This window comes from Pseudomonas sp. P867, from assembly GCF_019891455.1.
Classification (GTDB): Bacteria; Pseudomonadota; Gammaproteobacteria; order Pseudomonadales; family Pseudomonadaceae; genus Aquipseudomonas; species Aquipseudomonas synxantha_A.
The window spans coordinates 26,396-39,891 of sequence record NZ_JAFLXB010000009.1; the positions used below are offsets into that span (position 1 = coordinate 26,396).

The following is a 13,496-nucleotide window of genomic DNA, read 5'->3' on the forward strand; positions in this document are numbered from 1 at the left end:
CTCACTCCACCCGCAACACAATCTTGCCAATGTGATCCCCACCTTCCATGCGCGCATGGGCCTGGGCGGCGTCGGTGTATGCATAGACCTTGTCGATGATCGGCAGGCAGCGCCCGGCGCTGAGCACCGGCCACACGTAGTCGCGTAGCTGTTCGGCAATCGCGGCCTTTTCTTCGCGGGTGCGGGCGCGCAGCAGGGAGCCGGTGATCACCGCGCGTTTGGCGAGGATGGTCAGCAGGTCGACGTCATGAGCCTTGCCGCCACCGAGGAAGCCGAGCATCACCAGGTGACCGTCCATGCCCAGGGCCTTGAGGTTGTTGTTCAGGTACGAGGCACCCATGATGTCGAGAATCACATCGACGCCTTTGCCATCGGTCTGTTGGGCAATGACCTCGGCAAACTCCTGTTCGCGGTAGTTGATCGGTTCGGCGCCCAGCTTGGCAATCGCGGCACATTTGTCTGCGCTGCCGGCGGTGGCGAATGCCTGGATACCGAACTCCTGGCAGAGCATCAATGCGGTGGTGCCGATGCCGCTGGTGCCGCCGTGGATCAAGGCGCGCTGGCCTTTATGGGCACCGCCGAGGCCGAACAGGTTGGCCCAGACCGTGAAGAAGGTTTCCGGCACGGCGGCGGCCTGAATCCAGTCCATGCCCGCCGGGACCGGCAGCGCCTGGCTGGCCGGCACCGCACAAAACTGCGCATAGCCACCGCCATTGGTCAGGGCACACACCTTGTCGCCCAGGCTGTATTCAGTCACGCCAGTGCCCAGCGCCACCACTTCACCGGCCACTTCCAGCCCGGGAATCGGGCTCATGCCGGGATTCATCGGGTATTTGCCGGCGCGTTGCAGCGCGTCTGGGCGGTTGACCCCGGCGGCGTGCACGCGAATCAGAATCTCGCCTGGCCCGGCCACTGGCACGTCGGCGCGCCGTGGCTGCAAGACGTCGGGGCCGCCAGGCGTGGTGATTTCGATCAGGGTCATTTCTTGGGGGAGCGTCATGGAAAAGTTCCTGTAGCGATGAGCGTATGGGTTGGGACCGTAGCGCGGGGTCGGCAGTTCAGCAAGATCATGCCGGGTTCTTTCGGCAATGCAACGGCCTGGGGCAACCGCAGGATTTCAGCACAAGCCTGCAAGTGCGTCGGCGCGGCTTTGGACACACTGGCCGTCGATCATTATTGACGGACACAGGTGGCGTATGAACGAAGCGAGAAATCAGGATACCGGACTGTTGTTCCTGCGGGTCAGCGGGGCGGTGTTCCTGTTGTGTGTGCATGGGTTGCCCAAGCTGCTCAACTACGGCGAACAGTTGAAGCTGATCGAAGACCCGTTTCACCTGGGGGGCCAGGTCACCTTGCTGCTGGCGATCTTTGCCGAGGTGCTGTGCCCATTGCTGATCATTGCGGGCGTGCTGGTGCGCCTGGCGTGCGTGCCGATCCTGGCGGTGCTGGTCATCGCTTTGCTGGTGGTGCATCCAGAGTGGACGCTGTGGGAGGGGCAGTTCGGCTGGCTGCTGTTGATCATCTTTACCAGCATCCTCATTGCCGGGCCGGGGCGGCTGGTAGTGGTTCAGCGCTTTGCCTGAGCAAAAAAAGGCCGGGCGAACCCGGCCAAACAAGCAGAGGAGGTTGCAAGCGGTTCAGCGGCTGAGGAACGCCAACAGGTCTTCATTGAGCTGCTGGGTGTGGGTCGCGGCAAACCCGTGGGGTGCATCCTTGTAGACCTTCAGTTGCGCGCCGTTGATCATTTCGGCAGCCACCTTGCCGGTGGTTTCGAACGGCACGATCTGGTCGCCGTCGCCATGGATCACCAGGGTCGGCACGTCGATTTTGGCCATGTCCGGGCGGAAGTCGGTTTCGGAGAAGGCGCTGACGCAATCCACGGTCGACTTGAGCGAGGCAAGCATCGCGATCTGCAGGGTCTGGCTGAGCACACCCTCCGAGACTTGCTGGCCCTTGTTGATACCGAAGAACGGCGTATTGAAATCGCTGATGAATTGGGCGCGATCCTTCAACAGGCCGGCCTTGATGCCATCGAACACCTCGGTGGGGACGCCTTGGGGATAGTCGGGTTGCTGGCCGAAGATCGGCGTCACGGCACCCAGCAACACCAGGCCGGCGACACGAGCGCTGCCATGGCGGGCGATGTAGCGCGCCACATCACCGCCACCCATGGAAAAGCCCACCAGGGTCACGTCCTTCAGGTCCAGGTGTTCGATCAACTGCGCGATATCGTCAGCGAAGGTGTCGTAGTCGTTACCGGTCCAGGGTTGGTCCGAGCGGCCAAAGCCACGGCGGTCGAACGCGATAGTGCGAAAGCCGCGGCTGCTCAGGTACTCCATCTGGTATTCCCACATGTCGGCATCCAGCGGCCAGCCGTGGCTGAACAGCACGGGCTTGCCGCTGCCCCAGTCCTTGAAGTAGATCTGGGTACCGTCTTTGGCAACGAAGGTGCTCATCTGAATCTCCTTGCTTGAGTTAAAAAAGCGCTGAAAAAACCGTATCACTATTGCCGTTAACCTGAGCCCAGGCTTGTATGGGTGTGCTCGCCTGAGGTTACCAACTGAACTTGAGTTCCATGCCCAGGTAGTTGCTGTCGTGCCCACCGGCATCACGCAGGGTCTGGCCAGCCGCGTAGTGCACGGCCTCGATTGCACCGCTGATGTTGGAGGTAAACGCGTAGTCGGTGCGCACTTGGCCATAGGCGCCGGTCCAGCGTTGACCCTGGCCAGCCGTTCCGGCGACGGCGAGGTTGGGTTGGGTATAAACCGCGTCCGCGGTGGTCTGCCGCCACAACAGGCCGACAGCGGTTTGCACGCTCAGCTTGGCGATGGGTTTGACGGTGATTGATGGCTTGACGTGGATCAGGTTGCTGTAGCCCGTATAACCGGCCAGGGAAAAGTAGTAGCCGTTGGGGAACAGCGGGTTGAAGGTGCCGACGCGGCCATCACCGCGCTTGCGGTCACCGGAGGCGACATCCACTTGCAGGCCGAGGCGCGGTGTCCAGGCCAGCGTGTCGAAGGTGTAGCCGGTACGGCTGCCGCCGGCCCAGGCGCGGATCGCCTGGCTGCCCACCGACCCCTTTTGCAGCATGGCTTCGATATCCCAGTCGAAGCCCCGGGCCGCGCCGCCCAGGCGTACGTCGAGCAACTGGCGGGTCTCGTTGCCGTCGGCATCCAGGTAGTGGGCGGCACGGCGCTCGTAGACGCCGTAATAGGCCGACAACTCATTGCTGCCGCCCACCAGCCGCTCGACCCGCAGCATGTGGAAGCGCGCGTCACGATTGGATTTGTCGTCAAAGTGCCGGCCATCCTGGTATTGCACCGGTTGGCTGGCGATCCCGATAAAACGCCACTGGGGCGTTTCCCAATCGGCCCACAGCGCGTCGAAGGACTGGCGCACATTCGGGCCATCGCGCGACGAAATAAAGCGCTGCAAATCGAAGGCAAAGTCCTGGCGACCCGCCCGAGCCTTAAAGGTGCCGGCGCTGAAGGTCTTCACGTATTCGGCAAAGGCCAGGCGCAGGTCTACGCGGTTCTGGTCGGCGCCGCCGATGGTGGTTTTGTCATAGGCCCGTACATCTTCCAACTGGGTGAACAGCCGCCAGTGTTCGTTGAGGTGCAAGTCGGCGTGCACCTGAAAGCGCTGGATCAGGTAGCGATCACGCGCTACATCGCGCACGCCGAAGCCGCTGGCGTCGTTCATCTCGAAGCGTTCGCGCAACGTCGCACCCATGGACAGGTAGGTGAACGGGTTGGCGGCGGACAGCGGGATGTACTTGAGGTTGTCCAACGGTTGCGTGCGCAATGCCGGATCCTTGAGCACAGACCAGTCTTCCTGCCAGCGATTGGCCTTGATGGCCGGGCGGGTCGGTTGATTGTCGGCATGTACGCTGCCCACCACCAGCGGCCACAGCACGGCCAGGCCCCAGCCTGTACGACGGATCATTTCGCCGCGATGAGTTGGTGAATTTCCGCGACGTAACCGCCCGGGAATTGCACCAATGCGCTGCGACGGCCTTTGCTGGCGAAGCTCGGCACCAGTACGGTAGCGCCCGAGCCCGTGGCTTTGGCCAGGGTGGCCGTCAGGTCGGCTACCTCATAGCCGGTGGTTTCATGGCCAAAGGGGTAGGGCAGTTGGCCGTTGGTCACCAGCACCGCCATACGCCCAAAGGGCGACGTGATTTCGACGCGTCGGTAAGTGCCGCCAGCCTGGCCCACCTCCACAGCAGGTGCGTGCTTGTCATCGGCTACCACTTTGCCGTGGGAGAAGCCAAGGAACGCCTTGATAAAGCGGTCGGCGCGATCGGCGCTGAGGTACACGCGGTTTTCCGGCACCGTCTGGAAGGCGGCGTAGTCGGGAGCCTTGGTGTGCCAATACAGCTGCATGTTCACGCCGCCCGGCCACTGCACCACCGCATCGCGGCCGATGGGATCGGGAAAATCGCTGACGATGACCGCAGCGCCGTTGTCCCGAGCTGCCTTCAGGGCTACGTCCATGTCCTTGACCAGATAACCATTGCGCTCCTGGCCGAAAGGATGGGGGATGGGCGTGGTGAAGCCGAACAGTGACACCGTGCCGGCCGGGGTCTGCAACAGTTGCGAAGTGGTGCTGCTCGGCACCGGCAGCACATTGACCACCACCTGGGGCGTGCTCTTGCCCCCGAACGTGGCCAGGAAACTCTGGGCAAAACCCTCTACATCAGCGGGTGCTACATACACATGGCTGGTGTCGTATTGCGGCGCCACAGCCACTACCGGCGTGGCCGCCCATGCGCTGCCCGCCATGGCCCCGGCCAGCAATGTCACGGCCAGGGTTACCGCCCTCACTTTTCTGTACATGCCTACTCTCCAGCGCTTTTAAGAAAGTCAAAAGCTTAGGGGGCGGGCGGTGACGCCGATTGTATGGGCGTGCTTGGTTGAACGGTTCAGCGTCAATGGCATTGCCCGCACCTGTTGCGGTTCGCTGATCGGCCGTATCCAGAAAGCCCGGGAGATGCTGGGTTCTGCGCCGAACAGAGGATTGTCCGGGATGTGGAAATGATCGATATGCAGGGCATCAACGAGGCGTATAGCTTATCTTTAGCTGACCCACCGCTATCGGGATCAAGCTCCCTTCCACATGCACAGTGGGGTGTTCATTACAGTCGCGCCAGCCAGGAGGAGTCATGTCGACCGTTGTTCGTCTCGCCCAAGCAGCCGATGCCCAGGGCATCAGCCAGGTCATTCTGGCGGCCTTGCACAGCAGCAATGCACGGGATTATCCAGCAGATGTGATTGCTCGCGTCGCCACTCACTTCACGCCCGATGCGGTTCTGGAACTGCTCAACCGCCGTATTGTGCTGGTGGCTACCCAGGACCATTCAATCGTCGCCACCGCTGCCCTTGATGCCAACGTGGTGCGTTCGGTCTTCGTCAATCCCGAGCTGCAAGGGCAGGGTATCGGCCGTTTGTTGATGATCGAGATCGAACTGCGTGCCCGCGAAGCCGGGGTGACGGTGTTGAGTGTGCCGTCATCACTGACCGCCGAGCCGTTCTACAGCAAGCTGGGTTTTCACACCGTGCGCGATGTCTACTATGGCAACGAGCGCACGCTGGTCATGGAAAAGACCTTGCTGTCACGGCATCCCATCGGCCCCTACCGCGACCGGCAGCATCGCGCCCAAGTGATTGAGTTATGGCAGCAGGCGTTTGGCTATGACACCGCGCACAACCTGCCGAGCCTGGCGATTGACAAGAAGCTGGCGGTCAACGATGGGCTGTTCTTCGTGGCCACCGACAAGAAAACCGTGATTGGTACGATTCTCGCGGGCTATGACGGCCATCGTGGCTGGTTGTACTCGGTGGCGGTGCATGCCGACTATCGTCGCCATGGTTTGGGATCGTCGCTGGTGCGCCATGCCGAGCAGGCGTTGACGGCCTTGGGCTGCATGAAGATCAACCTGCAGATCACCGGCGGCAATGACGTCGTGGTGGGGTTTTATGAGGCATTGGGGTATGGGGTGGAGCCGAGGATCAGTATGGGTAAGAGGATTGCAGAAAATATCAACGGTTGACGCGCATGACCGACGGCAACCTGGTCATGGCTGGTGAGCTTTATTTCTTCGCTTTTTTTCGTTTTTTTATGGCATAGGCTGTCATTTTGGCGAAAGCGTTGGCTACGTTCAGGTAAAGCGCCTTGTCATCGTTATCGTAGTCTCCATCGCCGTCGACGTCATCGGGTGCCGAGGCGGTATCGTAAATCCCGTCGTGCTTGCTGGATGACGCGTAAACGGCCCAATCAAGGTCGTTGTTAATGTAAGTTTCCATCACGATTTCTTTACTACCGTCATTCTCGAAATCTTCTGCGGACACACGTAATTCATAGATCGCCATGATGGGCTCCTGCTGGGTTTAGAAGGAGAGTTAACTTAGGTGTGCCGATTTTTACTGTCTACTGTCAATCTTCACAGGTGATTGCACATCCAGTAACCCACCGCATAAAAAAGGCCCATTCACCGACAGCGGTAAATGGGCCTTTTTCTGAAGTGGCAGGTTCAGATCATTTTCAAACCTTGACGATCCAACCCGCGGGCGCTTCAACGTCACCGGTCTGCACACCGGTCAGTTCTTTGTAGAGCTTCTGGGTAACCGGGCCGACTTCGGTTTCGCTGTGGAACACGTGCATCTTACCGTTGTGCTGGATGCCGCCGATCGGTGAAATCACCGCAGCAGTACCGCAGGCGCCGGCTTCCTTGAACTGGTCCAGTTTGTCGATGAACACTTCGCCTTCGACCACGTCCAGGCCCAGGCGGGTCTGGGCCAGTTCCATCAGCGACAGGCGGGTGATGCCTGGCAGCACCGAAGGCGACTTCGGCGTGATGAACTGGTTGTCGTGGGTGATCCCGAAGAAGTTGGCCGAGCCGACTTCTTCGATTTTCGAGTGAGTCATCGGGTCCAGGTAGATCGCGTCGGCGAAGCCGGATTTCTTCGCTTCAGAGCCCGGCATCAGGCTGGCGGCGTAGTTGCCACCGACCTTGGCGGCACCGGTGCCTTGCGGCGCAGCGCGGTCGAAGGTGGAGATCTGGAAGTTATGTGGCACCAGGCCGCCTTTGAAGTAGGCCCCGACCGGGATAGCGAACACCGAGAAGATGAACTCCGGCGCAGAGCGTACGCCGATATTGTCACCGGTGCCGATCACGAACGGGCGCAGGTACAGCGCGCCGCCACTGCCATACGGCGGGATGAAGCGCTCGTTGGCCTTGACCACTTGTTTGCAGGCGTCGATGAAGTCTTCGGTCGACACATGCGGCATCAACAGGCGGGCACAGCTGCGTTGCATACGTGCAGCGTTCTGGTCCGGGCGGAACAGGTTGATCGAACCGTCCTTGCAGCGATAGGCCTTCAGGCCCTCGAAGCATTGCTGGCCATAGTGCAGGGCGGTGGAGCCCTCGCTGATGTGCAGCACGTTGTCGTCGGTCAGGGTGCCTTCCTGCCATTCGCCGTTTTTCCAGACCTGGAGAAACCGCTTGTCGGTCTTGATGTAGTCAAAACCCAGCTTGTCCCAATTGATGCTTTCGTTACCCATGACACCCTCTATCTCTGGTCAAGTCGGATTTTTTTCTGGATGGGAGCAACAATACTGCATTCTTGGCTTGTGTGGGAGCGGGTGGGTGGACCATTGAGCCTTTGTACTGGCTGGTCCACCGTCATCGCGGGCAAGCCCGGCTCCCACATTTGACTGCATTCCAAATGCGGGAGCTGGCTTGCCTGCGATAGCGTCACCGCAGTTTCACAGATGCAAGGCGTGCCCCAGTGCCCGCAATGCCGCTTCCTGCACCGCCTCGCCAAGGGTCGGATGGGCGTGAATGGTGCCGGCCACATCCTCAAGGCGCGAGCCCATTTCCAGGCTCAGGCCGAACGCGGTAGACAGCTCGGACACCCCAGCCCCCACGGCTTGCCAACCGACAATCAGATGATTGTCACGCCGCGCCACCACCCGCACGAAACCGGCTTTGGACTCAAGCGTCATGGCCCGACCATTGGCGGCGAACGGGAAGCTCGACACGATGCAGTCCAGCCCGGCAGCCTTGGCCTCGTCCGGGGTCTTGCCGACCACCACCAGTTCCGGGTCGGTAAAGCACACCGCTGGAATCGCGGCCGGGTTGAATTCGCGGGTCTTGCCGCTGATCAGTTCGGCCACCATCTCGCCCTGGGCCATGGCCCGGTGCGCCAGCATCGGTTCGCCGCTGAGGTCGCCGATGGCGTACACATTGCGCATGCTCGTCTGGCAGCGGCTGTCGATCTTGACCGCCGCGCCGTTCATGTCCAGGTTCAGCGCTTCGAGGTTCCAGCCTTGGGTGTTGGGTTTGCGCCCAACGGCTACCAGCACCTGGTCGGTGTCCAGCGCCAAGGTGTCGCCATTGGGCGCACGCACTTGCAGCTTGTTGTCGGCAAAGCCGGTGACACTGTGCCCAAGGTACAGCTTCACCCCGAGTTTCTTCAGGGACTCGGCCACCGGTAAGGTCAGCTCGGCATCGTAGGCGGGCAGGATATGTTCCTGGGCCTCGACCACACTGACCTCGGCACCGAGCTTGCGATAGGCGATACCCAGTTCCAGGCCGATATAACCGCCGCCCACCACAATCAGGCGCTTGGGCACGCGGGTCGGTGCCAAGGCTTCGGTGGACGAGATGATCGGCCCGCCAATCGGCAGCATCGGCAGGTTGACACTTTTCGAACCGGTGGCCAGCAGCAGGTGTTCGCACTGGATGCGCTGGTCGCCCACCTCGACAGTCTTGCCGTCGATAACCTTGGCCCAACCGTGAACGACCTGCACCTTGTGTTTTTTCAGCAGCGCGGCGACACCCGTGGTCAGGCGATCGACGATGCCGTCTTTCCATTCCACGCTTTTGCGGATGTCCAGGGTCGGCACATCCACTTCAATGCCCAGTTGTGAGCCCTGGCTGTGATGCACGGTCTGCTGGAACTGCTCGGCTACATGGATCAGCGCCTTGGACGGAATGCAGCCGATGTTCAGGCAGGTGCCGCCCAGTGCCTGGCCTTCCACCAGTATGGTGGGGATGCCCAGCTGGCCGGCGCGAATCGCCGCCACATAGCCGCCGGGGCCGCCGCCGATAATCAGCAGCGTGGTGTGCAATGTCTGAGTCATGCCCTTACTCCAGGAACAGGCTGGCGGGTTGTTCGAGCAGGCCGCGAATGGCCTGGATGAATTGCGCCGCGTCCATGCCGTCGACCACGCGGTGATCGAAGGAGCTGGAGAGGTTCATCATCTTGCGCACCACGATCTGGCCCTTGATCACCATGGGCCGTTCGACGATGCGGTTGACGCCAACGATGGCCACTTCCGGCAGGTTCAGCACCGGCGTGCTGACGATGCCGCCCAGGGCGCCCAGGCTGGTCAGGGTGATGGTCGAGCCGGACAGCTCTTCACGGCTGGCCTTGCCTGTGCGTGCGGCGTTGGCCAGGCGCACGATTTCTTCGGCAGTGCCCCACAGGCTGCGGGCCTCGGCGTGACGCACCACCGGTACCATCAGGCCCACGTCGCTTTGCGTGGCGACGCCCACATGTACCGCGCCGAGGCGGGTAATGACCTGGGCTTCGTCGTCGTAGCGAGCGTTGATCTGCGGGAAGTCGCGCAGCGCCACCACCATGGCCCGTACGATAAACGGCAGCAGGGTCAGCTTGCCGCGTGTCGCACCGTGCTTTTCGTTGAGATGCACGCGCAACTCGTCGAGGGCGGTGACGTCGATTTCTTCCACGTAGCTGAAATGCGCGGCGCGCCGGGTGGCGTCCTGCATACGCTGGGCGATCTTGCGGCGCATACCGATCACCGGGATCTGGTGTTCATCATTGCGCTCGGCGTAAGGGTTGGCGGCGCTGGCGCTGGTGGCCGGCCCCTGGTGCAGGTACGCCTCCAGGTCTTCGTGCAGAATCCGGCCCGCAGGCCCTGTGCCATGGACCAGACGCAGTTGAATCCCGGCATCCAGCGCATGTTTGCGCACGGCAGGGGAGGCCAACGGGCGCTCGCTGGCTTCGCGGGCCACGGGCGCTGGTGGCGCGTTCACGGCTGGAGCCGGTTTGCTTTGAACGGGTGCCGTGACCGGTTTGGCTTCAACGACAGGCGCGGTTTTCATCGGTTCGGCAGCCACCGGCACATCCTTGGTGTTGCCTGCGCCTTCCACTTCAATGCTGATCAAAATACTGCCCACCGCCATGACTTCACCCGGCTCGCCGCCCAGGGAAATCACCTTGCCGTGGACGGGCGAGGGAATATCCACCATCGCCTTGTCGGTCATCACATCCGCCAGCACCTGGTCTTCAACCACCAGGTCGCCGACCTTCACATGCCACACCGACAATTCAACTTCCGCGATGCCTTCGCCAATGTCCGGCATCTTGATAACGTGCGTGCCCATTCAGACCTCCATGACCCGTTTCAACGCCGCACCCACTCGGGACGGCCCTGGGAAATACGCCCACTCCTGCGCGTGCGGGTAGGGCGTGTCCCAACCGGTGACGCGCTCGATCGGCGCTTCCAGGTGGTGGAAGCAGTGCTCTTGCACCAGCGATACCAGTTCGGCGCCAAAGCCGCAGGTGCGCGTGGCTTCATGCACCACCACGCAACGTCCGGTCTTTTTCACCGACTTGACGATGGTTTCCAAATCCAGCGGCCACAGGCTGCGCAGATCGATGACTTCGGCGTCGATGCCGGTTTCTTCGGCGGCAACTTGCGACACATACACGGTGGTGCCATAGGTCAGCACCGTCACAGCCGAACCTGGGCGCACGATGGCGGCCACGTCCAGGGGCACGGTGTAGTAACCGTCCGGAACCTGCGCTTGCGGGTGTTTTGACCACGGCGTTACCGGGCGATCGTGGTGGCCGTCGAACGGGCCGTTATACAGGCGCTTGGGTTCCAGGAAGATCACCGGGTCATCGTTCTCGATGGAGGCAATCAGCAGGCCCTTGGCGTCGTAGGGGTTGGATGGCATCACCGTGCGCAGGCCGCAGACCTGGGTGAACACCGCTTCGATACTCTGGCTGTGGGTCTGGCCGCCGTAGATGCCGCCGCCGCAGGGCATACGCATGGTCAAGGGCGCGGTGAACTGGCCGGCCGAGCGATAACGCAGGCGCGCCGCTTCGGAAATGATCTGGTCGGTGGCGGGGTAGACGTAGTCGGCGAACTGGATTTCCGCCACCGGGCGCAGGCCATACGCACCCATGCCCACGGCTACGCCGACGATGCCGCTTTCCGAGATCGGTGCGTCAAACACCCGTGAGCTGCCGTATTTGGTCTGCAAACCTTCGGTGCAACGGAATACGCCGCCGAAGTAGCCGACGTCCTGGCCGAACACCACCACGTTGTCGTCACGTTCGAGCATCACATCCATGGCCGAGCGCAGCGCCTGGATCATGGTCATGGTGGTGGTGGTCATGGCGGTTTCCAGTTCGATGCTGTTGTTGTGGTCGTTCATGTCACACCCCCAACTCTTGACGCTGGCGCTTCAAGTGCTCCGGCATCTCTTTATAGACGTCCTCGAACATGGTCGCGGCGCTTGGAATCTGGCCGCCGGCGAGGGTGCCGTACTGTTCGGCTTCCTTCTGCGCCTTGACCACTTCGGCTTCAAGTTCGGCACTGACCGCCGCATGTTCCTCTTCGGACCACTGGCCAATCTTGATCAGGTGCTGCTTGAGACGGGCAATCGGGTCGCCCAGGGGGAAGTGGCTCCAGTCGTCGGCTGGACGGTATTTGGACGGATCATCGGAGGTGGAGTGCGGGCCGGCGCGATAGGTGACCCACTCGATCAATGTTGGCCCCAGGTTGCGCCGTGCGCGTTCGGCAGCCCAGGCCGAGGCGGCATACACCGCGATAAAGTCATTGCCGTCTACCCGCAGGGAGGCGATGCCGCAGCCCACGCCGCGTCCGGCGAAAGTGGTGGCTTCACCGCCGGCGATGGCCTGGAAGGTGGAGATGGCCCATTGGTTATTGACCACGTTGAGTATCACCGGCGCGCGGTAGACGTGGGCGAAGGTGAGGGCGGTGTGGAAGTCCGATTCAGCGGTGGCGCCGTCGCCGATCCAGGCCGAGGCGATCTTGGTATCGCCCTTGATCGCCGAAGCCATGCCCCAACCCACGCCCTGCACGAATTGGGTGGCGAGGTTGCCGGAAATGGTGAAGAAGCCCGCCTCTTTGACCGAGTACATGATCGGCAACTGGCGACCCTTGAGCGGGTCGCGCTCGTTGGACAGCAGTTGGCAGATCAGGTCTACCAGCGGCACGTCGCGGGCCATCAGAATGCTTTGCTGGCGATAGGTGGGGAAGCACATGTCGTCGATGTTCAAGGCCAGGGCCTGGGCGCTGCCGATGGCTTCTTCGCCAAGGCTTTGCATGTAGAACGACATTTTTTTCTGGCGCTGGGCGACCACCATGCGGTTGTCGAAGATGCGCGTCTTGAGCATGGCGCGCATGCCTTTGCGCATGATCTCGGTCGAAACACCCTCGGCCCACGGCCCGAGCGCCTGGCCCTGGTCGTCGAGCACGCGGATCAGGCCCTTGGCCAGGTCGGCGGTGTCGGCGGGTTCTACGTCGATGGCGGGTTTGCGTACCAGGCCGGCGTCGGTCAGACGCAGGTAGGTGAAATCGGTCTTGCAGCCTGGACGGCCCGAAGGTTCGGGAACGTGCAGGCGCAGCGGTGCATACGGCTGGGTCATGGCTTTCTACGCTCTATCTTGTGAATTTCTTGTAGTGGGCGCGCTAGCTGACAGTCAGTCTTCGGGTAGAAGAAATCTTGTCCTACAACAATCATAGGCGTGGCGTAGAAGAATATTTATCTGTGTTTCATTGCGCTCACCGTCATTTGCGGATAAAAAAACTGCATAAACATAATAAACAGGTGATTTTGTCTCATGCGCAAACTGGACCGTACCGATATCGGCATTCTCAACGCCCTGCAGGAGAATGCCCGCATCACCAACGCCGACCTGGCCCGCTCGGTCAACCTGTCGCCCACGCCGTGTTTCAACCGGGTCAAGGCGATGGAAGAACTGGGCCTGATTCGTGAGCAGGTCACGTTGCTGGATGCTGACCTGCTGGGGCTGCACGTCAATGTGTTCATCCATGTAAGCCTGGAAAAGCAGAATGAGTTGGCGTTGCAGCAGTTCGAAGGGGCGATCTCGGACCGTCCCGAGGTGATGGAGTGCTACCTGATGGCGGGTGATCCGGATTATTTGATCCGCGTGCTGGTGCCGACGATCCAGTCGCTGGAGCGTTTCATGATGGACTTTTTGACCAAGGTGCCGGGGGTGGCAAACATTCGCTCCAGCTTTGCCTTGAAGCAGGTGCGCTACAAGACGGCGCTGCCGCTGCCAGCCAACGGCATCAGCCTGGGCAACTGACTCAACGCGGTAAAAATGTGGGAGGGGGCTTGCCCCGATGGCGGTGTGACAGTCAACTTATGTGTAGCTGATCCACTGCTATCGGGAGCAAGCCCCCTCCCA

13 protein-coding genes are annotated in these 13,496 nt (G+C 61.4%); 3 read left to right on the forward strand and 10 right to left on the reverse strand.

The features are described from left to right. Window position 1: 1 nt before the first annotated feature. Entirely contained in the window at window positions 2-1,000 is a 999-nt protein-coding gene (locus J1G33_RS17285; protein WP_223018458.1) for an NAD(P)H-quinone oxidoreductase, read from the reverse strand. Between the two features lie 196 nt (window positions 1,001-1,196). Between J1G33_RS17285 and J1G33_RS17290 the strand changes: the two genes are divergently transcribed. Next, the gene (locus J1G33_RS17290; RefSeq protein ID WP_032880465.1) at window positions 1,197-1,583 is read left to right on the forward strand and encodes a DoxX family protein; all 387 of its coding nucleotides are present in this window, start codon (window positions 1,197-1,199) and stop codon (window positions 1,581-1,583) included. Between the two features lie 54 nt (window positions 1,584-1,637). Here the strand turns inward: J1G33_RS17290 and J1G33_RS17295 are convergent, their stop codons facing one another. The 3 genes from J1G33_RS17295 to J1G33_RS17305 all read right to left on the reverse strand — a co-directional run bounded on the left by J1G33_RS17295 (window position 1,638) and on the right by J1G33_RS17305 (window position 4,838). Further along, complete coding sequence (locus J1G33_RS17295; RefSeq protein ID WP_005789458.1) at window positions 1,638-2,456, reverse strand: alpha/beta hydrolase; 819 nt, start codon at window positions 2,454-2,456, stop codon at window positions 1,638-1,640. Window positions 2,457-2,553: 97 nt separating this feature from the next. Beyond that, window positions 2,554-3,945, reverse strand: coding sequence for an alginate export family protein (locus J1G33_RS17300; RefSeq protein ID WP_103735482.1), 1,392 nt, complete (start codon window positions 3,943-3,945; stop codon window positions 2,554-2,556). Next, complete coding sequence (locus tag J1G33_RS17305; RefSeq protein ID WP_032880472.1) at window positions 3,942-4,838, reverse strand: hypothetical protein; 897 nt, start codon at window positions 4,836-4,838, stop codon at window positions 3,942-3,944. Before J1G33_RS17305 ends, J1G33_RS17300 begins: the two co-directional genes overlap by 4 nt. Before the next feature lie 326 nt (window positions 4,839-5,164). On the opposite strand from J1G33_RS17305, the gene J1G33_RS17310 reads away from it, so the two are divergent. Further along, complete coding sequence (locus J1G33_RS17310) at window positions 5,165-6,052, forward strand: GNAT family acetyltransferase (protein ID WP_223018459.1); 888 nt, start codon at window positions 5,165-5,167, stop codon at window positions 6,050-6,052. Window positions 6,053-6,092: 40 nt separating this feature from the next. Here J1G33_RS17310 and J1G33_RS17315 read toward each other — a convergent pair whose 3' ends face one another. From J1G33_RS17315 to J1G33_RS17340, 6 genes are all read right to left on the reverse strand, one after another. Beyond that, a complete protein-coding gene (locus J1G33_RS17315; RefSeq protein ID WP_050549410.1) occupies window positions 6,093-6,371 on the reverse strand; it encodes a hypothetical protein in 279 nt (92 codons plus the stop codon). A 172-nt stretch (window positions 6,372-6,543) separates the two neighbouring features. After that, window positions 6,544-7,563, reverse strand: coding sequence for a branched-chain amino acid aminotransferase (locus J1G33_RS17320; RefSeq protein ID WP_005789450.1), 1,020 nt, complete (start codon window positions 7,561-7,563; stop codon window positions 6,544-6,546). Window positions 7,564-7,767: 204 nt separating this feature from the next. Continuing rightward, the gene (lpdA, locus tag J1G33_RS17325; RefSeq protein WP_032880474.1) at window positions 7,768-9,147 is read right to left on the reverse strand and encodes a dihydrolipoyl dehydrogenase; all 1,380 of its coding nucleotides are present in this window, start codon (window positions 9,145-9,147) and stop codon (window positions 7,768-7,770) included. Window positions 9,148-9,151: 4 nt separating this feature from the next. Then, entirely contained in the window at window positions 9,152-10,414 is a 1,263-nt protein-coding gene (locus J1G33_RS17330) for a dihydrolipoamide acetyltransferase family protein (protein ID WP_057700569.1), read from the reverse strand. Beyond that, window positions 10,415-11,473: an alpha-ketoacid dehydrogenase subunit beta gene (locus J1G33_RS17335; protein ID WP_005789444.1), complete on the reverse strand. Its 1,059-nt coding sequence runs from the start codon at window positions 11,471-11,473 to the stop codon at window positions 10,415-10,417. A gap of 1 nt (window position 11,474) precedes the next feature. Beyond that, entirely contained in the window at window positions 11,475-12,710 is a 1,236-nt protein-coding gene (locus tag J1G33_RS17340) for a 3-methyl-2-oxobutanoate dehydrogenase (2-methylpropanoyl-transferring) subunit alpha (protein WP_005789442.1), read from the reverse strand. A 195-nt stretch (window positions 12,711-12,905) separates the two neighbouring features. Here J1G33_RS17340 and bkdR point away from each other — a divergent pair, with 195 nt between their 5' ends. Continuing rightward, window positions 12,906-13,394: a Bkd operon transcriptional regulator BkdR gene (gene bkdR, locus J1G33_RS17345; RefSeq protein ID WP_005789440.1), complete on the forward strand. Its 489-nt coding sequence runs from the start codon at window positions 12,906-12,908 to the stop codon at window positions 13,392-13,394. The last annotated feature ends 102 nt before the right edge of the window (window positions 13,395-13,496 follow it).

Bases quoted from the DNA above. Each gene is read 5' to 3' on its own strand.
- J1G33_RS17285 (WP_223018458.1), bottom strand. From the start codon at position 1,000: ATGACGCTCCCCCAAGAAATGACCCTGATCGAAATCACCACGCCTGGC.
- J1G33_RS17290 (WP_032880465.1), top strand. From the start codon at position 1,197: ATGAACGAAGCGAGAAATCAGGATACCGGACTGTTGTTCCTGCGGGTC.
- J1G33_RS17295 (WP_005789458.1), bottom strand. From the start codon at position 2,456: ATGAGCACCTTCGTTGCCAAAGACGGTACCCAGATCTACTTCAAGGAC.
- J1G33_RS17300 (WP_103735482.1), bottom strand. From the start codon at position 3,945: ATGATCCGTCGTACAGGCTGGGGCCTGGCCGTGCTGTGGCCGCTGGTG.
- J1G33_RS17305 (WP_032880472.1), bottom strand. From the start codon at position 4,838: ATGTACAGAAAAGTGAGGGCGGTAACCCTGGCCGTGACATTGCTGGCC.
- J1G33_RS17310 (WP_223018459.1), top strand. From the start codon at position 5,165: ATGTCGACCGTTGTTCGTCTCGCCCAAGCAGCCGATGCCCAGGGCATC.
- J1G33_RS17315 (WP_050549410.1), bottom strand. From the start codon at position 6,371: ATGGCGATCTATGAATTACGTGTGTCCGCAGAAGATTTCGAGAATGAC.
- J1G33_RS17320 (WP_005789450.1), bottom strand. From the start codon at position 7,563: ATGGGTAACGAAAGCATCAATTGGGACAAGCTGGGTTTTGACTACATC.
- lpdA (WP_032880474.1), bottom strand. From the start codon at position 9,147: ATGACTCAGACATTGCACACCACGCTGCTGATTATCGGCGGCGGCCCC.
- J1G33_RS17330 (WP_057700569.1), bottom strand. From the start codon at position 10,414: ATGGGCACGCACGTTATCAAGATGCCGGACATTGGCGAAGGCATCGCG.
- J1G33_RS17335 (WP_005789444.1), bottom strand. From the start codon at position 11,473: ATGAACGACCACAACAACAGCATCGAACTGGAAACCGCCATGACCACC.
- J1G33_RS17340 (WP_005789442.1), bottom strand. From the start codon at position 12,710: ATGACCCAGCCGTATGCACCGCTGCGCCTGCACGTTCCCGAACCTTCG.
- bkdR (WP_005789440.1), top strand. From the start codon at position 12,906: ATGCGCAAACTGGACCGTACCGATATCGGCATTCTCAACGCCCTGCAG.